The sequence below is a fragment of the Thermostichus sp. MS-CIW-40 genome (genome assembly GCF_054058315.1).
The window spans coordinates 18,450-42,287 of sequence record NZ_JBSSAC010000023.1 but is presented as its reverse complement, the minus strand read 5'-3'; the positions used below and the strand labels follow the sequence as shown (position 1 = coordinate 42,287).

General features: G+C 59.3%; 23 protein-coding genes and 1 pseudogene. 12 read left to right on the top strand and 12 right to left on the bottom strand.

The window, feature by feature from the left end; translation table 11 throughout:
- Positions 1 to 78, bottom strand: a pseudogene (locus ACVWXF_RS08730) (IS5-like element ISSoc13 family transposase); the annotation flags it as partial.
- Between the two features lie 113 nt (positions 79 to 191).
- Here ACVWXF_RS08730 and ACVWXF_RS08725 point away from each other — a divergent pair.
- The 3 genes from ACVWXF_RS08725 to ACVWXF_RS08715 all read left to right on the top strand — a co-directional run bounded on the left by ACVWXF_RS08725 (position 192) and on the right by ACVWXF_RS08715 (position 2,031).
- Positions 192 to 398 (top strand): hypothetical protein, encoded by a 207-nt coding sequence (locus ACVWXF_RS08725; protein WP_414332282.1) that lies wholly within the window; start codon positions 192 to 194, stop codon positions 396 to 398.
- 173 nt (positions 399 to 571) lie between these two features.
- On the top strand, positions 572 to 1,438 hold the full coding sequence (thiD, locus tag ACVWXF_RS08720) for a bifunctional hydroxymethylpyrimidine kinase/phosphomethylpyrimidine kinase (protein WP_457387360.1): 867 nt from the start codon (positions 572 to 574) through the stop codon (positions 1,436 to 1,438).
- 26 nt (positions 1,439 to 1,464) lie between these two features.
- Entirely contained in the window at positions 1,465 to 2,031 is a 567-nt protein-coding gene (locus tag ACVWXF_RS08715; protein WP_457474186.1) for a GDYXXLXY domain-containing protein, read from the top strand.
- A gap of 70 nt (positions 2,032 to 2,101) precedes the next feature.
- Here the strand turns inward: ACVWXF_RS08715 and ACVWXF_RS08710 are convergent, their stop codons facing one another.
- The 4 genes from ACVWXF_RS08710 to ACVWXF_RS08695 form a co-directional block, all read right to left on the bottom strand.
- The gene (locus ACVWXF_RS08710) at positions 2,102 to 3,319 is read right to left on the bottom strand and encodes an RNA-guided endonuclease InsQ/TnpB family protein (protein ID WP_457474185.1); all 1,218 of its coding nucleotides are present in this window, start codon (positions 3,317 to 3,319) and stop codon (positions 2,102 to 2,104) included.
- A gap of 251 nt (positions 3,320 to 3,570) precedes the next feature.
- A complete protein-coding gene (locus ACVWXF_RS08705) occupies positions 3,571 to 4,266 on the bottom strand; it encodes an alpha/beta hydrolase (protein WP_457474184.1) in 696 nt (231 codons plus the stop codon).
- 39 nt (positions 4,267 to 4,305) lie between these two features.
- Positions 4,306 to 5,319 carry an oxygen-dependent coproporphyrinogen oxidase gene (hemF, locus tag ACVWXF_RS08700; protein ID WP_457474188.1) on the bottom strand — a complete coding sequence of 338 codons (1,014 nt, stop codon included), beginning with the start codon at positions 5,317 to 5,319 and terminating at the stop codon, positions 4,306 to 4,308.
- 146 nt (positions 5,320 to 5,465) lie between these two features.
- Positions 5,466 to 5,708, bottom strand: coding sequence for a Ycf34 family protein (locus ACVWXF_RS08695; RefSeq protein ID WP_011434378.1), 243 nt, complete (start codon positions 5,706 to 5,708; stop codon positions 5,466 to 5,468).
- 214 nt (positions 5,709 to 5,922) lie between these two features.
- Between ACVWXF_RS08695 and ACVWXF_RS08690 the strand changes: the two genes are divergently transcribed.
- On the top strand, positions 5,923 to 6,219 hold the full coding sequence (locus ACVWXF_RS08690) for a hypothetical protein (protein ID WP_011434379.1): 297 nt from the start codon (positions 5,923 to 5,925) through the stop codon (positions 6,217 to 6,219).
- A 733-nt stretch (positions 6,220 to 6,952) separates the two neighbouring features.
- Here the strand turns inward: ACVWXF_RS08690 and ACVWXF_RS08685 are convergent.
- Positions 6,953 to 7,093: a hypothetical protein gene (locus tag ACVWXF_RS08685; protein WP_414384465.1), complete on the bottom strand. Its 141-nt coding sequence runs from the start codon at positions 7,091 to 7,093 to the stop codon at positions 6,953 to 6,955.
- Positions 7,094 to 7,276: 183 nt separating this feature from the next.
- Here ACVWXF_RS08685 and ACVWXF_RS08680 point away from each other — a divergent pair, with 183 nt between their 5' ends.
- The 3 genes from ACVWXF_RS08680 to ACVWXF_RS08670 all read left to right on the top strand — a co-directional run bounded on the left by ACVWXF_RS08680 (position 7,277) and on the right by ACVWXF_RS08670 (position 10,881).
- Positions 7,277 to 7,846, top strand: coding sequence for a phycobiliprotein lyase (locus tag ACVWXF_RS08680; protein WP_414329173.1), 570 nt, complete (start codon positions 7,277 to 7,279; stop codon positions 7,844 to 7,846).
- Between the two features lie 35 nt (positions 7,847 to 7,881).
- The gene (gene hypB / locus ACVWXF_RS08675; protein WP_457474183.1) at positions 7,882 to 8,571 is read left to right on the top strand and encodes a hydrogenase nickel incorporation protein HypB; all 690 of its coding nucleotides are present in this window, start codon (positions 7,882 to 7,884) and stop codon (positions 8,569 to 8,571) included.
- 423 nt (positions 8,572 to 8,994) lie between these two features.
- Entirely contained in the window at positions 8,995 to 10,881 is a 1,887-nt protein-coding gene (locus tag ACVWXF_RS08670; protein WP_457474182.1) for an AAA family ATPase, read from the top strand.
- 61 nt (positions 10,882 to 10,942) lie between these two features.
- Here ACVWXF_RS08670 and glcD read toward each other — a convergent pair whose 3' ends face one another.
- Positions 10,943 to 12,454, bottom strand: a complete 1,512-nt coding sequence (glcD, locus tag ACVWXF_RS08665; protein ID WP_457445281.1) for a glycolate oxidase subunit GlcD — start codon at positions 12,452 to 12,454, stop codon at positions 10,943 to 10,945.
- Positions 12,455 to 12,526: 72 nt separating this feature from the next.
- On the opposite strand from glcD, the gene ACVWXF_RS08660 reads away from it, so the two are divergent.
- The 4 genes from ACVWXF_RS08660 to ACVWXF_RS08645 all read left to right on the top strand — a co-directional run bounded on the left by ACVWXF_RS08660 (position 12,527) and on the right by ACVWXF_RS08645 (position 15,389).
- On the top strand, positions 12,527 to 13,759 hold the full coding sequence (locus ACVWXF_RS08660; protein WP_457474181.1) for a class I SAM-dependent methyltransferase: 1,233 nt from the start codon (positions 12,527 to 12,529) through the stop codon (positions 13,757 to 13,759).
- Positions 13,760 to 13,887: 128 nt separating this feature from the next.
- Positions 13,888 to 14,088 carry a 50S ribosomal protein L35 gene (gene rpmI, locus ACVWXF_RS08655; protein WP_011434387.1) on the top strand — a complete coding sequence of 67 codons (201 nt, stop codon included), beginning with the start codon at positions 13,888 to 13,890 and terminating at the stop codon, positions 14,086 to 14,088.
- A gap of 133 nt (positions 14,089 to 14,221) precedes the next feature.
- A complete protein-coding gene (gene rplT / locus ACVWXF_RS08650; RefSeq protein WP_011434388.1) occupies positions 14,222 to 14,578 on the top strand; it encodes a 50S ribosomal protein L20 in 357 nt (118 codons plus the stop codon).
- 79 nt (positions 14,579 to 14,657) lie between these two features.
- Entirely contained in the window at positions 14,658 to 15,389 is a 732-nt protein-coding gene (locus tag ACVWXF_RS08645; protein WP_457474180.1) for a transporter substrate-binding domain-containing protein, read from the top strand.
- A 369-nt stretch (positions 15,390 to 15,758) separates the two neighbouring features.
- On the opposite strand, the gene purH is transcribed toward ACVWXF_RS08645, so the two are convergent.
- From purH to ACVWXF_RS08625, 4 genes are all read right to left on the bottom strand, one after another.
- Positions 15,759 to 17,582 (bottom strand): bifunctional phosphoribosylaminoimidazolecarboxamide formyltransferase/IMP cyclohydrolase, encoded by a 1,824-nt coding sequence (gene purH / locus ACVWXF_RS08640; protein WP_457474179.1) that lies wholly within the window; start codon positions 17,580 to 17,582, stop codon positions 15,759 to 15,761.
- Positions 17,583 to 17,762: 180 nt separating this feature from the next.
- Entirely contained in the window at positions 17,763 to 18,554 is a 792-nt protein-coding gene (gene cysE, locus ACVWXF_RS08635) for a serine O-acetyltransferase (protein ID WP_414424610.1), read from the bottom strand.
- A gap of 136 nt (positions 18,555 to 18,690) precedes the next feature.
- On the bottom strand, positions 18,691 to 20,208 hold the full coding sequence (locus ACVWXF_RS08630) for a hypothetical protein (protein WP_457474178.1): 1,518 nt from the start codon (positions 20,206 to 20,208) through the stop codon (positions 18,691 to 18,693).
- Between the two features lie 180 nt (positions 20,209 to 20,388).
- Entirely contained in the window at positions 20,389 to 21,291 is a 903-nt protein-coding gene (locus ACVWXF_RS08625) for a 4-hydroxybenzoate solanesyltransferase (protein WP_011434393.1), read from the bottom strand.
- Positions 21,292 to 21,683: 392 nt separating this feature from the next.
- Here ACVWXF_RS08625 and ACVWXF_RS08620 point away from each other — a divergent pair, with 392 nt between their 5' ends.
- Complete coding sequence (locus tag ACVWXF_RS08620; RefSeq protein ID WP_457474177.1) at positions 21,684 to 22,409, top strand: response regulator; 726 nt, start codon at positions 21,684 to 21,686, stop codon at positions 22,407 to 22,409.
- Here ACVWXF_RS08620 and ACVWXF_RS08615 read toward each other — a convergent pair.
- Positions 22,406 to 23,764: a CCA tRNA nucleotidyltransferase gene (locus ACVWXF_RS08615; RefSeq protein WP_457474176.1), complete on the bottom strand. Its 1,359-nt coding sequence runs from the start codon at positions 23,762 to 23,764 to the stop codon at positions 22,406 to 22,408. The genes ACVWXF_RS08620 and ACVWXF_RS08615 overlap by 4 nt on opposite strands.
- Between the last annotated feature and the right edge of the window lie 74 nt (positions 23,765 to 23,838).

Sequence of the window (23,838 nt, the reverse complement as noted above, 5' to 3'; positions counted from 1 at the left end):
AATGTTAACTCTCTCTTCTGTCTGTAAAAAAGCCAATATCTTCTGCCATTTGTTTTCATCTAAAAAAACCAACTTCATCCTCTTTCCTCTATAAATTATTCTCTCTATCCTAACATAAGATCAACACGACCTAGTGTTAGAAGTTATCGAAAGTAAGTCTGTTTCCTTGGCGAGATCAGTTCTCGACTCCTGTGAAGTTGCATTTGTTGCACCTATCTCTGCCGTTGAGCTCGCCTCTCTCTGCCCCGCAACTGGAGCAATCCCTCTGTCAGCAAGTTGACCGGGAGCTGGGCCAGCCGGCTCGGCTTCTGCGCTGGAGCTTGACGGCGGTGGAGGGGGATAGAGCCTGGGTTGAGGTGGTCGCCACCACTGATGAGGGCTACTCGGATTTAGACTAGGACAACTCACTCTTAGTCAGCTTCTTGACAGACGTCTGCAAGAGTTTTCCCAATACCCCAGTGGTCTCAGACCAATCGAGAACCAACAGTTTCATTGCTACGTTAAAGAGATGGTTCATATTGATTGATGGAAATGGCTATCGGTACCCTTGCCCATTTTTGTCGTTTGGCCAATGTCTGTCTCTGCATCTGAACCAACTCCGGCTCCACTGCTGGCCGAGCAGCACCCCCCTGTCGCCCTCACCATCGCTGGATCCGACAGTGGTGGGGGAGCAGGGATCCAAGCGGATCTGCGCACCTTTGCTTTCCAACGGGTACACGGTACCTCTGCCCTGACCTGCGTGACCGCCCAGAATACCCTTGGGGTGAGCCGGGTGGATGCGCTGCCCCCCGAAGCCGTAGCCGCCCAAATCGAGGCCGTGGTGCAGGACATTGGGGTGCAAGGGATCAAGACGGGCATGTTGCTGAATGCCGAGATCGTGCTGGAGGTAGCCCGTCAGGTGGAGCGCTGGGCGTTGCGGCCTCTGGTGGTGGATCCGGTGATGGTGTCCCGCACGGGAGCAAAGTTGCTGGCAGATGAGGCCATTCAGGCCATCCGCGAGCGGCTGATCCCCTTGGCTCAGGTGCTGACCCCCAACCGCTATGAGGCGCAAATTTTAACGGGGCTGGAGCTGCAGTCCCTGGCAGATATGCAAACGGCGGCCCAGCAGATTCACGCCTTAGGCTGTGGAGCGGTGTTGGTTAAAGGCGGAGGCATGCCGGGGGAACTGCAGGGGGTGGATGTGTGGTTCGATGGCGAGCGACTGGAAGTGCTGAAAACAGAGCGGATCCCCACCCGCCACACCCACGGCACCGGCTGTACCCTCTCGGCGGCCATTGCAGCACAGATGGCCTGGGGCAGGGATCCCTTGGCGGCCACAGTGGCGGCCAAAGCCTATGTAACAGAAGCGCTGCGACATCCTTTGGCCATCGGGTCAGGGCAGGGGCCAGTGGGGCACTTCTACCCGCTTCTGTCCGGGATTGGCAAACCTGTGCCATAAGAGAGAGGTCACTCTCTCTGGCTGCTATGGCTAGCCCGTCGAATCTTTCTCAGAAGGGATCCCTGCCCAAATGGCGGTTTTGGCTACCCCTACTGCTGCAGCTGGGTATCGTTCTGCTGATACCGGCTCGGCAAGCGCTGACTCTTGCTGTCGGAACCACGATCTACCTGCAAACGGCCCCCGTGGATCCCTATGACCTTTTGCGGGGCCGGTACGTGACCTTGGGCTACGTCGTCGCTCGACGCTCCACCCTAGAGCAACTGCCGGGTTGGTTACCTGATTTGGAGACGCCAGGGATCCTTTATCTGCGCTTAGCTCCCCCCGCAGGGGATCCCACTCAACCTTGGCAAGCAATCGGTGTCAGCCGGGAGATGCCCAAAGATTTGCAGCCTGAAGAGAAAGTACTGCGAGGCTGGTTTGACGGGTGGCAGCTCAAGTTGGGAACCGAAGAATTTTTTATTCCCGAAGCAGCTGGAGATGCCTTGGAAGAAGATATTCGGCGTTACCCTGAAGCCACGCGGGCAGAAGTGAAAGTGGATCCCTGGGGCAAGGCAGCATTGGTCGGCCTCTGGGTAGGGGAGCATCGGTACTAAGTGCTCATTCTGCCCGGCTTTAACGCTTTAACAATTAATCACCATATTGTAAACTACCCGACTCCGACCGCTAAGCGGTACGGAGCGGGCTTTCAGTAGCCCTGAGCCTGCTCTGCTCTACCAGAGAACAAAACAAGCCCGAACCTCTAGGCTGGTTTACGGCAGCCCCCAAGAGCGCAATTACGTTTGCACCATTCAAGTCCGCATCTCCTTCCCATCCACAGTGCCCACACTTGAACGACTTACCACTGCGGTAGGATTGCGCAGGGTCGGGATGGATGTGCAAACACCGGTGGCAGGTCTGCGACGTGTAGGCAGGCGGAACAAGAATCAAAGCAACCCCCGCACGCAGAGCCTTGTACTCCAAAAATTGACGGAGTTGATAAAACGCCCAACTGTTGGCCCTGCGCCGCTCGGCTTTGCTGCGCGGCTGTTGATTGACCCTTTCCCGGATCCCTGTCAGGTCTTCCAGAGCGATAGCGCTGTTTGTGGTCTTTGCCCTAGAGACAATAGCTTTAGAGATGCGATGATTGACCCACGTTTGAAAGCGCCTCTCCTTGCCAGACAGCCGTTGCAACAGTTGACGGCATCTGCGCCGCGAACTGCGGGTGCCCTTACTGGCTTTGCGTTGGAGTACCGCCCTCAACCGGGAGTAGTGGTCTCGGACTCTGTTCAACTGCTGTCCATTCCAATTGTCCCCGTCTGACGTATGGGCAATATCCGTCCTCCCCAAGTCCACCCCCAGCACTCTGCCCGTGCGTTGCGGTGGGGATGGCTCCGCTTCCACACAGATTTGAATGGAGTAGGAGCCGTCTTTACGCTTGACCAGAGTGGCAGATTTGGGATTGGAGCCCGCCAGCCGTTCTCTCTGGTAGCGGCCAATCGCCAGCTCAAAGCGCTCCCGACCCTCCACCGTGGTCAGCGACACCGACCAGTCTTTCTCGCGGAACGAAAAGATACGAGCGTCGTAGGTAGCGAAGCCCCCCTTGTTCGCGTTAGCGTCGCGTAGCGACAACGCTTTGACGGGGCGGTTTTTCTGTTGGGCAACTTTACGGGCGCCGGCCAGCCGTCTGCAGACCTGCTGAGCCAAGTTACTGGACAAGTCGAACCGGGCGCGGATTTCGCGGTAGCACAGAGACTGAAGCTTAACGGCGTTGGCGACTTTCTCGGGTGTGTTTTGGTTGACCCAGTTCAAGGCTTGGCCAAAAGCCTCCAAAGTCGCGTCCAATTTGGCGGCTTGCGACTGGGACACCTTGAGCTTGCAGGAGACGGTCAGGACTTGGGTCATAGTTCTATTGTAACCTCGCATTCCTCCCGGCACTGACCCTACGGGTACAGTGCGGGGCTCCTGCGATTTCTAGCTGACATCCGAACCCGAAGGAGAGCCGGAAAACTGAATGGGGCAGGGATCCCTATCACTTGCCCCTCGAAACCCTGAAGATGGCGAGAACCGGAGCTGTGCCATTGAGGAGCTTGCTAAGTGCTGCACAGCCTTGCTCAACACCTGAATTAGGGTCATCCCAATTGGGTCAAACTTCTTCAGGTTTTCACTTCCGAATCTCTCCTATCCAACAGGTTTTGCAACCACACCTGAATATCCCGCAGGCTCTCCGGGGAAACTTCATGGCCCATCTCGTACTCGCGATAGGTAAAGTTCAGTGGCAGCGGGGCAAAATAATCCCGGATCTGACGGCCAAAAGCAATCGGCAAAACAGCATCGGCAGTGCCATGAACCACCAGGATGGCCAGGTGTTTCATCCGCTCCGGCTCCACCGCCTCGGCCAGGATCTCTTCAGATAAGCGCCCACTCATCGCCACCACCCCTGCCAGCTTCTCCGGCTGGGTCAGAGCCAAGTACAGGCTCATGATCGCCCCCTGGCTAAACCCCAGCAAATACACCTGCCTGGGATCCAGGGCAATATCCGGGATCCCACTGGGCAGCGTCTGTTCTAGAAAGCGGCTCAGGAGCTGGAGGCTATTGCGCGCTTGCTGGGGATCCCCCACCAGCCCTTCCGGTGTCCAGGCCATTTCAAACCAGGCAAACCCGCCTCCACTCCAAGGAATAGGGGCTCTCAAGCTGATCACCGCCAACCGGGGATCCAGATAGGGGGCCAACTGGAACAAATCCCCCTCGTGGCTGCCGATCCCGTGCAGCATTACCAACACAGGTGCGGGTCCTAAGCCGCCCTGTCGGGGGGGCTGAACGCGGTAGGTGAGGGGGAAAGGAGAAAACACGCCACGGATCCTCAGAAGCAGAGACGGGGTATGGCCGGCCTACGCCCAATCCTGGGGCTGGCGGAGCACCTGGTAGAGCTTAGCTTCCCACGTGTCCGGCTGGGGCTCGTAGCCATATTCCCAGCGCACCAATGGCGGCAAAGACATCAAGATCGACTCGGTGCGGCCCTGGGTCTGGAGTCCAAAGATCGTGCCGCGGTCATAGACCAAGTTGAACTCCACGTAGCGCCCGCGACGATAGAGCTGGAATTGCCGTTCTCTCTCCCCCCATTCCATCCCCTGCCGCCGCTCCACAATCGGCACATAGGCCGGCAAGAAGGCGTCGCCACAGGTTTGCACCAACTCGAAAAGATGTTCCCAACTGCGGGATCCCACCCGCACCTGTAACGATGGTGGCTCAGAAGCCAGTTGTTCGGGATCCCCTTCCGCCTGGCCTTCAGGCCGATAGAGCAGCCCAGGGCGTTCATCCTGATAGTCGAAGAAAATGCCGCCAACGCCGCGCGCCTCGCCGCGATGAGGTAGGAAAAAGTAGCGATCGCACCAGATCTTGAAAACTGGGTAGTAGACGGGATCCAAGCGGTCACAGGCTGCCTTGAGGGTGCGGTGAAAATGGGCCGCATCCTCCCCAAACAGGTAATAGGGGGTGAGATCCATCCCGCCCCCAAACCACCAAACCGGCCCCGCCTCGAAATAGCGATAGTTCAGGTGTACCGTCGGCACATAGGGGTTGCGAGGATGCAACACCATAGAGGTGCCTGTGGCGTAGAAAGGATGCCCTGCCGCTTCTGGACGCTGTTTCAGAATCGAAGGGGGCAGATGGGATCCGAACACCTCGGAAAAATTGACTCCCCCCTGCTCAAACACGTCTCCCTGCTGAATGACCCGCGAGCGCCCGCCCCCTCCTCCAGGGCGTTCCCAACGGTCTTCCCGAAACTTGGCTTTTCCGTCTAGGGCCTCCAGACGGGCACAGATGTCATCTTGTAGGCGCTGCATGAATTGGCTCACCTGTTGACGGGCATCCACTGGCAGCGCTGTAGGGCTTGAGGCCAGCATCATAGTCTTCCAATCTCTCGAAACTCGACAAAAACCTCTCCAGCCCCCATCAAACCTCTCAGACTGGGAGAGCCGAACTGCCAAACTGAAGAGTTCTAACCTGGCCGGGCAAGAAACTCCCTGGAAATCCAGGCCGCTCTTGGATCTTACGTGGGAACCGCCTCATAGGGACGAAGTCGCGCCCATTTGTTCCGTTCCTCGCGAAAGCTCTGGCAGCCCACCACATCCCATTCCATCTCGGTGCCCCCATTGCGGATATTGACATTGATCTGGGGGCCCTGCGGCTCAAAATCCGGCGTCAGTGTGAGATGAGGTTGCTGATGCTGCGCTTCCACGGCATGGTAGGTGGTACAGCGATCCACGTAGTAGCAGTGAATACAAATACACATGGCTGCTGCCTGCAAGAAACGGTTCCCAATCTTGAGGGTAGCATCCTGCCTCCTTCCAGACGGCGGATCCCCTCTTTCTCAGCCGATTCTTGAGATATTTCTTAGCAAAGAGAGGCATCTCCTCGTCTCTCGTCTAAAATCTCGACATATTTCTCAGGATGGGGCTTGATCTGTCCTTAGGATCGAACCATCCAGGCTATCCAGAGGAACTGCCATGAACACCCACACCCGCTACCGCTTCACCTGCACCCTCTCCTTTGGAGATATCTACGGCCAGATCATCGTTTGGCTGATTGTCATCTTTGCCAGCTTGGCCGCTGCCCTCTCCCTGATGAATAGCCCCCTCTACGCTTTTCTCACCATTGCTCTGATTTTGGTGATCTCCCTGCCTTTCCTGCTCTTCGCCTTCGTGACCACCCTGCTCAATCACATCGAGTTTGCCGTTGTCCCTCCTGAGGAAGAGGAAAATCGCGCTGCTGCTGCCGCTAAGTCGCCCGTGGCCGTCAGTTAGAAACAACTGGCAGTCGGTTGGCGCTTGTCGGATGGATCCCTTGCCCCAAAGACACCTGTGCTGAGTTAAAAAAACCTTGGCTCTCTTGGTCTAGCGCTTGAGTTGGCCCCTGCAAGGCGAGCAAGCGGGTAGCCTTTTATTGGCATTTTATTGGCAATTGTTTTACCAAAGAATTGGGTCTAAAGCCCTGCCGTTCACGGCAGCTTTTGTGCTGTACTCTAGACCAGTAGTAGAGTAGTCAACCACTTAAAAAACCCGGTAGTCCGGCGACTACGCAAGCAACCTAAATAGGTTTTGCCCTTTCTCTTCAACGGTACTTAGGGCAGAAGGGAACTGCCCCGCTTGGGGAGATGGGCACCGCTGTCGTAAAGGGGCAACCCGATACGGCAAGTGCTGTCTTGGAACCAAGAGCCAGAATCCTCTGCCTTTGGGCAGGGGAGTATGGTGACATCCTCCCGGCGCTCGTCCTGTGGACAGAGCGCGGGCCACCCTTCCCGTCAGCAGGACGGAGTCCTTACCTCGCGGTCGGGCATTCCTGCCCCACGCCACTTGTCTGGGTCTACAACCCCCGACAGACCGACTGAACAGGCAGTTTCCCTTCCCCAGCCTCCCTAGCTACTGCCAGCTTGCAAAACAAGTCTAATCCACAGGGAACGGTGCATCGGCAGGCAGGATGGACTCCTGCACCCAGGAACCCCTGTCCACCGGCCAAGAGCAAGATGCTATCCACTCCTTAGGTTTCCCGCAAAGTGTAGTTGTATACGCGCCGGCCAATCTCCAGCCACGCCAACAGCAAGGCCTCCGTCCCGCTACCGCGAGCGGCTTGTTGGGAGGCATCTGGATCAATCCGGTACTTGTAGGTTACCGCCAGCATAGGTAGGCTTTACTACAGATTTCGCTCAGAGGTATGGCGGGGATCCCTGTATCCCGGTGCTCACCCTGCGGGTAGAGTGCAGGACTGATTGCCCCTGCACCTCCGTTAGCTAAATCGTTGAGTTGCTCTGCAAGCTAAGATCGGCAAACCCTGTTCCATCGATGAGGATCCGCGTCGGCCATGATGACCGTAATGGAGTTTTTCGCCCTCAGTGCTGGGGAGTGGATGTGCCAACGCACCAGCCATCACTTGGCTTTTCGCCGCTCTGAGGGTGGGAGGTCGCGGCTACAAATTGCCACCCTTGCGGCAACCGATCCAGCAGTCATCCGGGTTTGCGAGTTGTTCAGGGTGGATCCCCGACGAGCTGTGGGAGCAGCGCGGGTGCGGTGGGATGGCGAGCAGGAGTGGGACAACGAAGAGTACAAGGGAGACGTGGTGCTGGTACCTATCCCCGATGAGACCGATCCCATGCGCGGGCAGTTGCTGCGGGATCAGGGCTACGCTGAGAAAGTACCGGTGGCCGGTACCTATGTCATGGGATCCGATGGCGCCCTTACCCTTTACACCCAGTATGAGATGACTGAGTCGGAAGAGCGCATTTGGTTTGCCAGCCCCAACTTGCGCCTGCGGGCCAGCACTGTCAAGCGGTTCGGCGGCTTCAGCATGGCTTCTTTCTGCTCCGAGGTGCGTAAACTCTCCGCCGGCCCTTCTCCCACCCCTACGGTGGCCGAATCCAGCTCTTTCCGCAGCTAGAGCGTTTTCTCCTCAACTGCAACGCGGGTTGTGCCATGCACCAAGTCTTGGATCTGGGGATTAACCTGCTCCACGCCAATCAACACCAGGCCGACCACAACCGGGAGCATTTTGATGCCTGGGGAGTAACCTGTCTGAACCTCATGAGCGCGCCGGGGGCGGGTAAGACGTCTTTGCTGGAGAAAACCGTGGTCGCTCTTGCCGGCTCGCTGCGCCTGGCGGTGATCGAGGGAGACATGACGACCCAACTGGACGCGGAGCGGTTGCGTCGCTACGGGATCCCGGTGATTGCCATCAACACGGGGCGGGCCTGTCATTTGGATGCGGCCATGGTGGCCGGGGGCTTGCAGCAATTGGAAGCACTGCTGGATCCCCAACAACTGGATTTGCTGCTGGTGGAAAATGTCGGCAACTTGGTCTGCCCGGCGGAGTTTGAGGTGGGGGAACACGCCAAGGTAGCACTGCTCAGCGTCACAGAAGGGGAAGACAAGCCTCTCAAGTACCCAATCATGTTTCGAGAGGCGGATTGTCTGCTGATCACCAAAGTGGATCTGGTTCCTGTGTTGGAGGTGGATTTGGATCGGATCCAGGCCAATATCCGCGAGATCAACCCTTCTGTGCCGATTTTTTGTCTTTCTGCCAAGACGGGTGACGGGCTGGAGCCCTGGCTGGGCTGGATCCGAGAGCAGATTCCCCTGGCCCAACACCGACGGCAGCCGCAGTGAAGGGTATCATACTGAGCATCTAGCCGTGGAACTGATACATTTACGCTGAACACTGCTGAACATCACTGTTCAACGCAGCGATAGCATTCTGTTTGTTTCCATTCGCGTTAGCGGGACGGAGTCCAAACAGAATGGCGGTATCCCGCAAAGCTTTGAGTAGAATACCCAAAGCGCAGTTTCCGTGTCGTCTTACTACCAATTTTCTGCTTTGCTTTGGCTACCATGTTGGCAGACTCGAAAGTAAACAGAAAGATCAACTGGTAGTAATCCGTACCGAACATATTATACATTATTTTCAGTATAGTTGAGCTTATTATTGACTAGAGTCGTGCTCTCCTCACCTGAGCTGGCCAGGCAGGGGATGAGTTAGCACCTCTGGCGGGTCAATTTGCAGATAACTTGTGTGGATGGAAAATCCCGGCTATGGCCAATTTAAGTGACTTTGTACAGGGCATTGAGCAGTTGATCGAGCTGGCTCAGAAGCTGGACGAGAAAAAGCAAAGTGGAGAGCTGCGAACCGAAGTCCGCATCCAGGCCCGTCCTCTGGGCAGTTCTATTCCCCCTTCCGGCTCCATCCCCCGCCGCCGCAGCCCTGCCCAAACGGGGGATCCCCCCTGGAGCAGCGAGCCCCAAGTGATGTCTGCGGTTCGCTTCCAGGAACCGTCCAAGGCCGCTGTGCCCGACCCGCCAGCAACTTCTGCCGACCGCCCAGAGTCTTGGGCTGGGCCACGCCTCAAGGATGTGGGGGGACTGAGGGAACAGCTCCAAGCGCTGCGGGAGATGGTGGAGATCCCCCTCAAGCGGCCCGATCTGCTGGCCAAGCTGGGATTGGATCCGCCCCGCGGGGTGTTGTTGGTGGGAGCCCCAGGCACCGGAAAAACCCTCACCGCCCGTGCCCTGGCCGAGAGCTTGGGGGTGAATTACATTGCCGTTGTCGGCCCGGAGCTGATCGGCAAGTACTACGGCGAGGCGGAGGCGCGCCTGCGGCAACTGTTTGAAAAGGCAGCCAAATCGGCTCCCTGTCTGGTGTTTATTGACGAAATCGATGCCCTAGTGCCCAACCGCGCCACTGTCGAGGGGGAGGTGGAAAAACGCCTGGTGGCCCAGATGCTGGGGCTGATGGACGGGTTTGTGGCCCAAAAGGGGATCGTGGTGCTGGCAGCCACCAACCGGCCCGAGGCTCTGGATCCGGCTCTGCGGCGACCGGGGCGCTTTGATCGGGAGGTGATCTTCAAGGTGCCGGACCGGGAGGGGCGGCGGGAGATCCTGGCCATCCACACCCGCGGCATGCCCTTGGCGGAGGATGTGGATCTGGACAGCCTGGCGGATCAGACGCTGGGCTTTGTGGGGGCAGATCTGCGGGGCCTGTGCCAGGCAGCAGCCTATGCGGCTTTGCGGCGGCAGGTGCCCGATTTGGGATCCCCCATCCCCGAGTCCCTGACGGTAACCGCAGCGGATTTTCAACAGGCTCTGCAACAGGTGAAGCCGGCGGTGCTGCGCTCGGTGGAGATTGAATCCCCGCAGGTGAGCTGGGATCAAATTGGCGGCCTGGAGCACGCCAAGCAGATTTTGCAAGAGGCCATCGAGGGATCCCTGCTGCACCCTGAGTTGTACGAGCAGGCTCAGGCCCAAGCGCCCAAGGGCATCCTCCTCAGCGGCCCCCCTGGCACTGGCAAAACCCTGTTGGCCAAAGCCATCGCTTCCCAGGCCAAGGCTAACTTCATTGCCGTCTCCGGCCCGGAGCTCTTGAGCAAATGGGTGGGATCCTCCGAGCAGGCGGTACGGGAACTTTTTGCCCGCGCCCGCCAATGCGCCCCCTGTGTCATCTTCATCGACGAGATCGACACCCTCGCCCCGGCGCGGGGAAGCTACTCCGGGGATAGTGGGGTCAGCGACCGCGTTCTGGGGCAGCTGCTGGCAGAGCTGGACGGGATCCGCCCCAGCCAGGGGGTGTTGGTGGTGGCCGCCACCAACCGCAAAGCCAGTTTGGATCCCGCCCTCACCCGGGCCGGCAGGTTGGAGCTGCACCTGAGCGTGGAGCTGCCGGATCGCAGCGGGCGACGGGAAATTTTGGCCGTTCACAACCGCAAGCGTCCCCTGGGGCCTGATGTGGACTTACAGGGGTGGGCCGAGCAGACCGAAGGTTGGAGTGGTGCCGACCTGGCCCTGCTCAGCAACCGCGCCGCCATTGCCGCCATCCGCCGCCACCGCGCCACTTCCGAGACGGTGGATGCCAAAACCCTGGTCATCCAACAGGAAGACTTCTGTCGAGCCTTTGCCGAGCTGCAGCAGCAACGCCAAGCCGGCTGATCCCAGCCTGAGGGCTATTCCCATCACGCCAGCGGTTCGGAGCACCTTCAAACTTTCAAAATCAAAAGACTGGGATCCCTTGCCATTCTGGTTGGCTGTGGGCGTGGGCTGACTCACCGCAGGTGCGGGGGGTGGGAAAGATCTTGCCGGGGTTGGCGATGTGCTGGGGGTCGAACACCTGCCGCACCCATTGCATGCTCTCCAGATCCGCAGGCGTAAACATTTCCGGCATGTAGCAGCGTTTGTCTGCCCCGATGCCATGTTCGCCGGAGATGCTGCCCCCCAAGCGCACGCAGAGCTTAAGGATCTCGCCCCCCAGTTTCTCCACCTGCTCCAGGGATCCCGGCACCGACTCGTCGTAGAGGATCAAGGGGTGCAGATTGCCGTCGCCAGCGTGAAATACATTGGCCACTGGATAACCGTACTCGCGGCTGAGGCGCTCGATTTCCTTCAAGACAAAGGCTAGCTGGCTGCGGGGGATCACCCCATCCTGAACATAGTAGTTGGGGCTGAGCTTGCCCATGGCGGCAAATGCTGCCTTACGTCCTTTCCACACCCGCGCCCGCTCTTCCGGGTCGGATGCGACTTGCACCTGTCGCGCCCCATTTTTGAAGCACAGCGCCCTCACCTGTTGGCTGGCTTCTTCCACCTCCAGTTCCAGCCCATCCACCTCCACCAACAAAATGGCCGCCGCATCCCGCGGATAGTAGCCCAACTGCACCACATCCTCCACGGCATTGATGCTGAAGTTGTCCATAATCTCCAGGCCGGCGGGGATGATCCCGGCAGCAATGATGTCGGAGACGGTGGATCCCGCCGCTTCCACACTGTCAAAGTCTGCCAGCAAAACCTGCACTTGAGCCGGGGCCTTGAGCAAGCGCAGGGTAATCTCGGTGGCAATGCCCAGGGTGCCCTCGGATCCCACAAACAGCCCCACCCAGTCGTAGCCGGGCATCTCCGGGATCTTGCCTCCCCAGCACACCACCTCCCCATCCGGCAGCACCACCGTCAGGCCGAGAATGTGGTTGGCTGTTACGCCGTACTTGAGGCAGTGGACACCGCCGGAGTTCTCCGCCACATTACCTCCGATGGAGCAAACCGACTGGCTAGAGGGATCCGGCGCATAAAAGTAGCCTTGGGCGGCCACGGCCTGGGTAATCCAAGTGTTAATAACCCCCGGCTGCACCACCATGCAGCGGTTGTCCAGGTCGATTTCCAGGATCTGCTTCATCAGGGTGGTGGCGATGACGACGCTATTTTCCACCGGCAGGGCTCCCCCTGAGAGGCCCGTACCGGATCCCCGCGCCACGAAGGGCACCCCGTAGCGGCTGCACAGCTTCACCACCTGCGCTACCTCTTCTGTTGTGCGGGGCAGCACCACCAGCGCCGGCCTTTGCCGGTAGCTGACCAGCCCATCGCATTCGTAAACCAGCAGCTCCTCCGGCTTGCTGATCACCCGCTGGGGATCCAGAATCTTTTTGAGCTCAGCCGTCAGCCTGATCCAGTCGAAGGTGAGGCCGGTTTGCAGAGGATGAGAAGAAGTTTTTGCGCTGGCAGTGCGAAGCACTTTCATAACAGTAGGCTCAGCAGGAGTTTGGGAGGGGGATATTGTCACTATAGTCTTGCTGGCTCCAACAGATAGTCCATGCAGCCCAACTCCCCCAGCGCCGAACAAGTCCTCAACCAAGTGCGGCAGCTCTACGAGCTCTACCCCTTCCCCCCGCAGCCCATCGGCACTGTTCCCCCGCCAGGGTGGAATTGGCGCTGGAGTTGGCCCCAGGCCCATGCCTTTTGTACGGGATCCCATCCGGGTCGGCGCAAGGTGCGCATTCTGGATGCCGGCTGTGGCTCGGGAGTGGGAACAGAATACATTGCCCACCAAAACCCCAACGCAGAAATTTGGGCCTTTGATCTGAGCAGCCGCGCCCTGGAGATTGCCGAGGCCCGTTGTCGGGCTTCCCAGGCACCGCCGGTGCAGTTTCGCCAGCTCAACGTCTACGACATCGACCAGCTGCCGGGGCAGTTTGACTTCATCAACTGCGTGGGCGTGCTCCACCACCTGCCCGATCCCGTGGCGGGGCTGCAGGCTTTGGCCGGCAAATTGGCTCCCGGCGGGCTCTTGCACCTGTTTGTGTATGGTGAGCTGGGCCGCCACGAAATCCGCCTCATGCAAAAGGCCATCCGCCTGCTGGTAACAGGTTCTGAACACCAGACCCTTGCCTCGGCGGAGCAATTGCAGAGGGGTCTCCAGGTGGGCCGCCGCCTTTTCGAGATCTTGCCGGAAACCAACCGCATCCAGCAGCAAGAACGGGCCCGCTGGGCCATTGAGAACGTGGACGATGAATGCTTCGCCGATATGTACCTGCACCCCCAGGAAGTGGACTACACCATCGAGACTCTGTTTGAATTAATCCGGGCTTCCGGACTGCAGTTTCTGCGCTTTTCCAACCCGGAGTTTTGGCGGCTGGAACGGGTGTTGGGCCAGGACGAGGCCCTGCTGGCTCAGGCGGCTCAGCTGCCGGAACCGGAACGCTATCGCTTGATCGAGCTGCTGGATCCGGTGGTAGCCCACTACGAGCTGTTTCTCGGTAAGCCCCCCATCCGCCGCTGGGAATGGACAAGCCCAGAAAGTGTAGCACCGGCCATCGCCCACCTTAGCCCCTGCCTGGGCTTGTGGCCGGGGCGGAGCATTTTCAACTATGCTTACGAAGCCATCTCCCTGAGCGAAGAAGCCTTCGCCTTTCTCCAACAGGTGGACGGGATCCGCACCGTCCAAGAGATCCAGGCTGGCCTAGAGTGCCCCCTGAGCTTTGAGCAACTGCAACGCTTGCTGCGCTGGCAAGTGCTGCTGCTGGAGCCTCAAAACTCAGTCTCCTGAGAGTTTCTCGACCCCTTTCCCTTGCCTCAGCGGGACGAACCTTGGCATTTGCCCTCTTGTTCTTCTATGGCTTATCCTAGAAAGCTGTGACCTTTAGCTCTGGCCCCGCATATTCTGGGGTTGTCATCATGCCCAAAATCAAAACCCGCAAGGCAGCAGCCAAGCGCTTCCGCCTGACCGGCAGCGGCAAGTTTATGCGTCGCAGGGCCGGGCACAACCACTTGCTGGAGCACAAAACCAGCAAGCGCAAACGCAAATTGGCCGGTGTGGCCCTGGTGGACAAGCGGGATGTGGTCAATGTGCGCCTGATGTTGCCCAACACCCACTAGCCGGGATCCCGCTCGCGCCGGCAAGAAGATTTCAGGGGCTGGCATTGGCGACAGCAGTTCCGATCCCGTTAGCAGGACGGAGTGCTTCTACCCTTCAGTTTGAGTTTGTTCAAGTTCCTATTGAGTTACTGCCATGAGAGTCAAACGGGGCAATGTCGCCCGCAAGCGCCGCAAAAAGATCCTCAAGCTGGCCAAAGGCTTTCGGGGAGCTGGTTCAAAGCTGTTCCGCACCGCCAACCAGCAGGTGATGAAGGCTTTGCGCAGCGCCTACCGGGATCGCCGCCGCAAGAAGCGGGACTTTCGTCGCCTATGGATTACCCGCATCAACGCGGCCACCCGTGCCCAGGGCCTGCGTTACCACGAGTTCATCGATGGTCTCAAAAAAGCCAATATCCAGCTCAACCGCAAAATGTTGGCCCGCTTGGCTTTCCTGGATCCAGAGGCCTTTACCCAGGTGGTGGAGGCAGCGCGCCAGTCTCGCGCCTCCTGAGGAGGTTCCGACGGCTATCCAGAAGTCCTTCCTGGCAGCCACTCTGGCCCTCGCCTGCCTGGGGAGAGGGATCCCTACTGTGGCTCGTCCTTGGTCGGAGATTGTGGATTCTGGGCGGCTGCGCGTTGCCGTAAAAGACAACTTGAGGCCGCTGGGGTTTCGCACTCCCCAAGGGGATCTGCAGGGGTTTGAGATCGAGCTGGCTTGTGAGCTGGGATCCCGGCTGTTGGGCTCGGCAGAGGCTGTGGAGTTGGTGCCGGTCTCGAATGTAGAGCGGCTGCAGGTGCTGGCTGACGGCCAGGTGGATTTGGCCATTGCTCAGATCGGCATTACCCCGGATCGGGCGCGCCAGGTGGAGTTCACTTCTGCTTACTATCAGGATGGCCCCAGCTTGGTTGTGGCTCGTTCCCACAACTGGGAAAGCTGGTCGGACTTGCGGGGCGGTCGCGTTGCAGTCTTGCGCGGTTCCAGCGCCATTCCCCTGCTGAATCGATACCTGCCAGGGGTGGAGTTGGTGCCTGTCGATTCCTACCGAGAAGGGGCGGAACTGCTCCTGAAAGGGGCGGTGCAGGGGTGGGCAGCAGATCGCTCGGTGCTGGCAGGGTGGCTAGCAGAGCATCCCCGTCGCGAAAGCGCTGCGGAGCCACAGTTTCAATTTCTGGGATCCCCCTTGGCAACGGTGGGGCTGGGCATTGCCATGCCCAAGGGGCTGCAGCACGCCGAATTGCGGCTGCGGGTGCGCCGAGAACTGGAGAATTTGCGGGCTGAGGGCTGGCTGACAGAGCGGGCCAGAGCCTGGGGGTTGCCCTAAAGTTGAGGATACTTCCTACTCTTTGTCTCTGATACATTTACGCTGAACACTGCTGAACATCACTGTTCAACTATGCAGCGATAGCATTCTGTTTGTTTCCATTCGCGTTAGCGGGACGGAGTCCAAACAGAATGGCGGTATCCCGCAAAGCTTTGAGTAGAATACCCAAAGCGCAGTTTCCGTGTCGTCTTACTACCAATTTTCTGCTTTGCTTTGGCTACCATGTTGGCAGACTCGAAAGTAAACAGAAAGATCAACTGGTAGTAATCCGTACTGAACATACTATACATTATTTTCAGTATAGTTGAGCTTATTATTGACTAGAGTCATGCTCTTGGGAAGATTTCTCTCTTGAGCAGAAAGGCGGGCTCAGTGCAGAAAGTGACGTATGCCGGTGCAAACCATGGCAATACCGGCAGCGTTGGCAGCAGCAATGGAATCGGCATCGCGGATGCTCCCCCCCGGCTGGATGATGGCGCGGATCCCTGCTTGGGCAGCCATCTCCACGCTGTCGGCAAAGGGGAAGAAGCCATCGCTGGCCAAAACAGCTCCTGCTGCTTGGGATCCCGCCTGCTGGAGAGCGATCTCCGCTGCTCCCACCCGATTCATTTGTCCGGCTCCGACGCCGAGCGTCTGCCTCTGCTTGGCGACGACAATGGCGTTGGATTTCACATGTTTGCAGACTATCCAGGCAAATTCCAGATCCGCCCACTCCTCCGGTGTGGGCTGGCGCTGGGTGACCACTTGCCAAGAAGGGGGGCTGTCGGTTTGCGTCGGTTCCTGGTCGCGACAGGGTTGCAGAGCAACAGGTGAATCGGCGTCTTGCACCAGAAAGCCCCCGGCCAGGGTGCGGATTGTTTGGGCAGGCCCCACACACAAGTCCGGCAAGATCAAGACCCGCAAGTTCTTTTTGACTGACAGTAGCTCAGCCGCTTCTGGAGTGCAATCGGGAGCCACCACACACTCCAAAAAAGGCTCCACCAGCCGTCGGGCGGTCTCTGCGTCCAAGGGTTGGTTGAGGGCGACGATGCCCCCAAAGGCCGAAACTGGATCAGCAGCCAGGGCAGCCTCGAGGGCGGCAGCCGGCGATGGGCGAATGGCCACCCCGCAGGGGTTGTTGTGCTTAACCACCACCGCCACCGCTTGTTCAGGTTGCAAGAACTCCCTCCGAGCAGAGCCAGAAGACACAGAGCCCTTCCCGTCAGTGGGCCGCGTCGCATCAGCATTGCGGAGTAACAAGGTTAACTCTGCCGCCAGGGCGCGGGCCGCCTCCAGATCCAGCAGGTTGTTGTAGCTCAGCTCTTTCCCTTGCAACTGTTTGGCTTTATGCCAGCCGGGGGCAGACGGATCCGTCACATACCAAGTGGCAGCTTGGTGGGGATTTTCCCCATAGCGCAAGGTTCGCCAAGGGATCCCTTGCAGTTGAAACCCACCTGGTTGCGTCAGCGTTGCGGAGGAAGGAGAGGAGTGAGAAGGGAGAAGTGAGAAGGGAGAAGTGAGAAGCGAGGCTCTCTCCTCTTTTCTCTTTTCTCTCTTCTCTCCTGAGGGGGGATCCGGACACAACCCTGGCCGGGCCAGGTAGGTGACGATGGCGCGGTCGTAGGCCAGTACCTGCTCAAAGGCCCGACGAGCACACTGGAAGCGAAACGCCAGCCGCTCTGTTTCCCCATAGGCCCCGGAGAGCAGTTGCAAATACTGGGGGTACTGGCTGGGATCCGTCAGCACCGTAACGTAGGGATAATTTTTGGCTGCCGCCCGCGCCAAAGTGGGCCCGCCGATATCGATCTGCTCAAAAGCTTCCTCCAGAGACACTCCTGCCTGGGCCACTGTCTGTTCAAAAGGGTAGAAGTTGACCACCACCAGTTGGATGGGAGGGATCCCCAGCGCCTCTAGGTCTGCCCGGTCTTCGCTGCATTCCAGGCGGGCCAAAATGCCGCCGTGGATGCGGGGGTGCAGCGTCTTCACCCTTCCCCCCAAGATTTCCGGCGCGCCAGTGTGGGCAGAGACAGGGGTGACCGGGATCCCAGCTTCTGAGAGCGCCTTGGCGGTTCCTCCACTGCTGAGCAGTTGAAAGCCATGATCCTGGACAAGGGCTTGGGCCAGCGGGATCAGTCCGGTTTTGTCGGACACGCTCAACAAAGCCAACGGTACAGAATCCTGGTCGCGACAGGGTTGCGGAGCAACAAGGGACATCGGACGGCGTTACCCAATAGAGATTCAGAGGAAAAAGCTGGCCAGCGCTCTCACAGCATACCTTGAAAGCTGGATCCTCTTGTCCAGCCACCTGGTTCATATCGTTCGCATCAGCGGTGCGGAGCACAATGGTGTTCAAAAGTGAACAGAGCCCGTTCGCGCTGCTCGGACGGAGTCCTCTCAGGAATAGTCTGCTTCGCCTCTAACCTGATCCTGCCGAGCCTGTTCCCGTTCCCGGTTAAGGCGGGCCACCTGGGCCTCCAGATCTTGAATACGGTGCAGCAACTGCTCGATTGCACGCCCCACCGGGTCAGGCATGAGATGGTGATCCAGGTCAATGCCATGGGCGGGGATGCGGCGCTGATGGGGCGGGATGACCGCACGGCCTGGGATCCCAACCACCGTCATGCCGGGAGCTACATCCTGAATCACGACCGCGTTGGCTCCGATACGAGCTTTTTCCCCAATGCGAACCGGCCCCAGAATCTTTGCCCCCGTGCCGACAATCACCCCATTTTCCAGGGTGGGATGACGTTTGCCCTTGTTCCAAGAGGTACCCCCCAAGGTGACCCCGTGGTAGAGGGTAACATCATCGCCAATTTCTGCCGTCTCACCGATCACCACCCCACAGCCGTGGTCAATGAAAAAGCGCCGCCCAATCTTGGCTGCCGGGTGGATTTCAATCAATGTGAAAGAACGAGCCAAGAAGCTGAGCAGCCGCGCTAGGAAAAACCAGCGCCGTTTCCACAGCCAGTGGGCGATGCGGTGCAAAAACAGAGCATGCACACCGGGATAAGTGAAGATGACCTCCCAGCGATTGCGTGCTGCCGGATCCCGATCGAAGACACAATCAACATCCTCCCAAAATTGCTGCCAGAACCCCAGTTTTGGCTCCGGCTTGCCAGCAGGGAGAGAATTGCCCTCCCCCGTTTTGGGGCTTTCCACCGCCGACTGCTCGGCCTCCGTCAGCATGAATGGTCTCCGTTTAGGAACCTCCACTCCCCTTTTAGCACTTTTTGCCGGCAGCAAGGAGAGATCTCCAATCGCGCCAAGGGAGCTCCTCGCGCAACTCTCCACTGGGTCGAGCTCAAGCAAATTGCCTTCTGCCCTAGCCTTTACTCAACTGCTGAGCCACCAGTTCTCCAATGGCTTGCGCGGCTCCCGGCTTGCCCCCCAGCCGCTGCAACTCTGCCTGCATTTGCTGACGGCGCTGGGGATCTTCCAACAGAACTCGCATTTGCTCGGCCACGGCCACCGGGCGCAAATGGCCCCGCAACTCTGGCACCACCTCTCGCCCCGCCCAGATGTTCGGCCAAGCCAAGTGGCCCAGCCAACGCAGAGCAATCCTATTGAAGACGCGGGCCAGCCAAGTGCCCAAGCCCGGAAGGTGGGTCAACAGGCCGAGGATCCCATCCCAGGCGCGCATTGCCTCCAGCTTGTTGGTAGGGATCACCACAACCATCGGCACCCCCAAATAGGCCAGCTCGGCGGTGTTGGCGCCAATGGTGGTCAGACAGAGATCACAGTTGGCCAGCACAGAATAGGCAGGGAAGCTTGTCCACAATTGCACCGTGCTGCCAAAGGGGGTAACAAACTGGGATCCCAGATTGGTCTGCTCCAGAATGGCTGAGGTGCCATAGATCAAAGCCATATCGGGATTGAGCTTGGGATGGGCATAGGCTGCCAACGACTGGGGGGTTTGTCCTGGGGCCACCGGGATCACAAAGCGGACATTCGGCAGCATCTGTCGCAGCTCATCGGCCACAGCCAACACCAATGGCACCCCCAAGGAGAGCTTGGCTGGCTTGGAGCCTGGGAGCAGCCCCACCTGATAGTGGGTGCGGTTCTCATCGCTCAGACGCTGCCAGCCGCGCGGTAGCAATTCTTCAAAGGCCTCCGGCCCGCTTACGCGATCGGTGAAGCGGTTCCCCACTCTCTCTGGCGCAGTTCTTACAGGCTCCCCCTCGCCGATGGAGCTGGGAGATGCATCTTGGAGCAGGCCAAAGGCTTGGGTTGGGGAAGAAAAGCCTGCCGTGGGTTTGGAGGCAGCGGCAGGAGATCTGCTGCCAAGCCAGCCGGAAAGGGGCACCCCCGGCAAATAGACAGCGCTGGCTACGCCATCCGCCATCAAATCCCCGACAACGTGCATTTTGTGGGCCCAAGGGTGGCCCAGCAGCCGTCCGCCATCGTAGCGGCGTTTGATTGCCTCGGTTCGCACGGCGAAAGCATGTACCCAAGGCCGCCAACGGGGTTGATGCTCAGCATAGACCACCAGCCGATAGCGCAAGCGGCGAGCAATCCAGACGGCAAAAAACTGATCTCCCCCCAGGAACAGCACCACCCCTTGCTTGGCCCAATCCCAGGCTTCTTCGGTTTGGCCGGTAAGCAAAAAAGCCAGAAAAAAATCGGGATCCTGCACCCGATCCACATCGATGAACGCTTGGGCTATCTTCATCTCCTGCCCGGAAGCATGGGGGCAGGGGGAAAGTACCAGAGAAAGGCGTGCCTGAGGCAGTTGCTGGCGCAATTCCATCACCACCGGACGCACCCAGGTGGTCAGCTCTCCAGGGCCGTTTGAGAGAATAAGAATGTCATAGGGAGGCTCACCGCTGCTCAGTGGGGCCATCGGAGGCTGGGATCCTGCAATTAATCGTCTCATTCTACCGTTTGCCCATGGCCCTGGGCCGATTCCTGCCAGTCCGGAGATTTGTCGGGATCCCTTCCCAAACAGGCAGCCCCAGCGTCGGCTGAGGGGCAAGGCGTTCTTCAGAGAGGCATCTGGCCATGCGAGAGGCCAGGGGATCCCTCAGGCCAGCAGGGACCCGCCGATCATCCCCGCCAGCAGAATAAACCCTTGCACCACATTTTGGCCGAAGATGGCCAGGTACAAGGTGGGAGAGGCATTCCTTTGGTGGAGCTGCCAGGTTTGCCGGCCCCAGAGGACAGTGACGATGGCCAAGCTGACAAAATAAACTCCATGCAACCGTAGGCTGAGGCCTACCCCCAACAGCGCGATGGCAGTGCCCAAAAAAAATAGCCCCACCGCCGTCGGCGTCCGCTGCCCGAAAAAACGGGCGCTGGAATGGATCCCGGCCCGCTCATCGTCCTCCCGATCCGCAAGAGCATAGACGGTATCAAATCCCAGTGTCCACAACACCGTGGCCAGCCACAGCCAGCCCAGCCCCTCTTCCCACAGGGGGGTGTTGGCATCTTGGCCGCTCACCGCCGTCCAACTGATGAGCACGGCAAATCCCCACGCCAGAGCCAGTACCAACTGCGGCACCGGAAACACCCGCTTGGCCCCTGGATAGAGCAGAATTACCGGCACCGCCGCCACACAGAGGGCAAAGCTAACCGGGTTGAGAAACAGCGCCAGCCCTGCCGCACAGGCCAAACTCACCACCGCCATCAGGATCCCGACGCCAACGGTCAACTCCCGGCTGGCCAACGGGCGATGGCGGGTGCGCTCCACCAGCGGATCCAAATCTCGATCCCAAAGATCGTTGATGACACAGCCTGCCCCACTGGCAGCCAGGCTGCCCAAAATGATGATCCCGACCAACGGCCAAGGGGGCGTTCCCCGTCCGGCCAAAAAAGCTCCCCACAGCGCCGGGATCATCAAAATCAATCGCCCTGCCGGCTTATGCCAGCGCAACAGCCGCAGAATGGCTCCGCCAGTGGCCCAGAGTGCAGAAGGGGAAGCAGACATAACCGGTTTCCGGCCAATCGCGACAGCGGGACGGAGTCCTTAAAGCGTGAGTTGCCGTTCGCGGGAGGGGTGCAGAGCACCATGAGGCGTGGGTAGGGGCGGCTCCACATTAGAGATCTTAAATCAATCATCCTGAATTGCAGGTTTTTGGAATCCTTTCGGTTCCATTCGCCGTCTCAAGGCCCTGTGCAAGTCAGTCCGCCCCTGTTCTCTTTATTGGCCTGCCCTGGAAGTTTGATATCCTATCGGGGGGCTGCTGTTGAAGGTGGCGGCACTTGCCCTTCTCACCCTGTGAGGCTGTTATCGCTACGTGACGCTTCCGCGTTCGTGACGGCGGTGCGGAGCACTTGCGTGCAGGCGCAACGGAGTTCTGTATGGAAGCAACCCTCTCCATGACTGGTTCACTTCCTCAAGCCAAGGAAGCTGCTTCCCATCTGGAGACCCTGCTGGTGGTGGATGACGAGGATGCCATTCGGGAAACGGTTGCCCTGGCTTTAGAAGAGCAGGGGTATCAGGTTTTACAAGCCGCTGATGGTCGGCAAGCCCTTGAGATGGTGCATACGGTTGAGCGGCTGGATTTGATGATCTTGGATTTGATGTTGCCCAGCTTGAACGGTTTGGATCTATGCAGGCTGCTGCGCAGGGAGGGCAACACGATTCCCATCTTGATGTTGACGGCCAAAAGTAGCGAAACCGACCGCGTGGTGGGCTTGGAACTGGGGGCCGACGATTATCTGACCAAGCCCTTTGGTATGCGGGAGCTGATCGCCCGCTGTCGTTCGGTGTTGCGCCGGCAACAACTGGCCCAAGCCAGCGATGCCACGGTGCTCCGTTACGGGGATCTGTGTATGTTTACCCAGGAGTGCCGCGTGTTGGTGCGGGGCGTTGAGGTGAGTTTTTCCCCCAAGGAATTTCGCCTGTTGGAGCTGTTTATGTCCAATCCCCGCCGCGTTTGGACGCGGGAACAGCTTCTGGAGCGCATCTGGGGATCCGACTTCATGGGCGACAGCAAGACCGTCGATGTACATATCCGCTGGCTGCGGGAAAAATTGGAGCTGGATCCCAGTAACCCAGAGTATTTGGTGACGGTGCGCGGCTTCGGCTATCGCTTCGGCTAGTCTTTTTGCTGGCCACACCACCGGCGGGCAAAAGAGAGCGCCTCGGCACGAGTTTGAATCTGCCCCCAAGCCTGCGCCTCCTGGAGGTCTTGCAGCAACTGGCCTACCCAGGGGCCGGGTTTGGCCCCCAAGCTGTGCAGCAGATCGCGGCCATCCAGCAGGGGCACCAGATGGGCCAGGGGATCCTGGGGGTCTTCGTAGCGTTTGAGCCAAGACTCCAGCTTTTGAGGGTCGCCGCCCGTAGCCACCGCCAACAGCGCCAGGCCACCGAACAGGGATCCCGCCTGTTGATAAAGCCGCCACTGTTGCGCAGGGGTGGGGGAGTCCGTCAGGAGAAGCTGAAGCTGAGGCAGAAGATGGTGTAGCTTTTGGATGGCCCGCATTTCTGCCCGGCTGAAGCGCAGCCGCTCCAGCTCGGTTTCCACCCCTTCTGCCGTTTGTGTCAGTGGGACGGAGGCCTTGGTTCCTGCCGGATCCCACAACAAGGCCGCCAGCACCACTGCCAACAGCCTGCCGCGCCCTTCGCGTGAGGATGTCAAGGGCTGGGCCAGCTCTGTCAGCGTGCGGGGATACAGCAGTCGCCAGCGTTCGGCCCACTCCCACACCGCCTGAGCTTGAGGGAAGCCCGGACTTTCCGGTTTCAGATGGGGCAGCCAAGCCTGCAGCAACCCCGCCGCCACCGCCCCCTGTAGGTGAGCCAGCCCGGGGATCCCTGCCTCCAAGAGGGCCACTACCTCTGCCCGCACTCGTTCTGCCGCCACGTTGGCCAAAAGGGGGGCCCGCTCCCGGATTGCCTCTTGCGTAGCCGGATCCAGCACAAACCCCAGCTGAGCCGCCTGTCGATAACCCCGCAACAGCCGCACCGGATCAGCACTGAGGTTGTCGGGGTGGATCATGCGCATCCGGCTCTGGCGAATATCGGCTTGTCCGCCCGTGGGATCCAGCAGTTGCTCCCTTTGCAGATCCAAGGCCAGGGCATTGCAGGTGAAGTCCCGCTGCCTCAGATCCTCCTCAGGGGTGGATCCCGCCTGCAGCCCCACGTCCACGGTCAACTTTGCCAACACAATGCGGGCAATCTGCCGTTCGGGATCCAACACCACAAAGCCTGCCCCCAGCCGTCGCGCCACTGCCGCTGCCCAGCCCACGGGATCCACAGCGCACATCAGGTCCAAATCCACCGACGCTGAGGACTCCATCCCACCGTCGCGAGCGGGATCCCCAGCAGCACGGCCCTGCAGCCAAGCCAGGTAAGCATCCCGCAGGGATCCCCCTACCCAATAGCTTTCCTGCGGCAGCCACTCTTGGGGGAAAGGCAGCCATTGGTAGAAATAGGTCAGCAGCCACTTCGTCAGCAAGGCTTTCCTCGGGCTTAGGGTCATTCCTAATCAAGACTTCCTGTTCGCGTCAGCGGTGCGGAGCAACGAGAGGA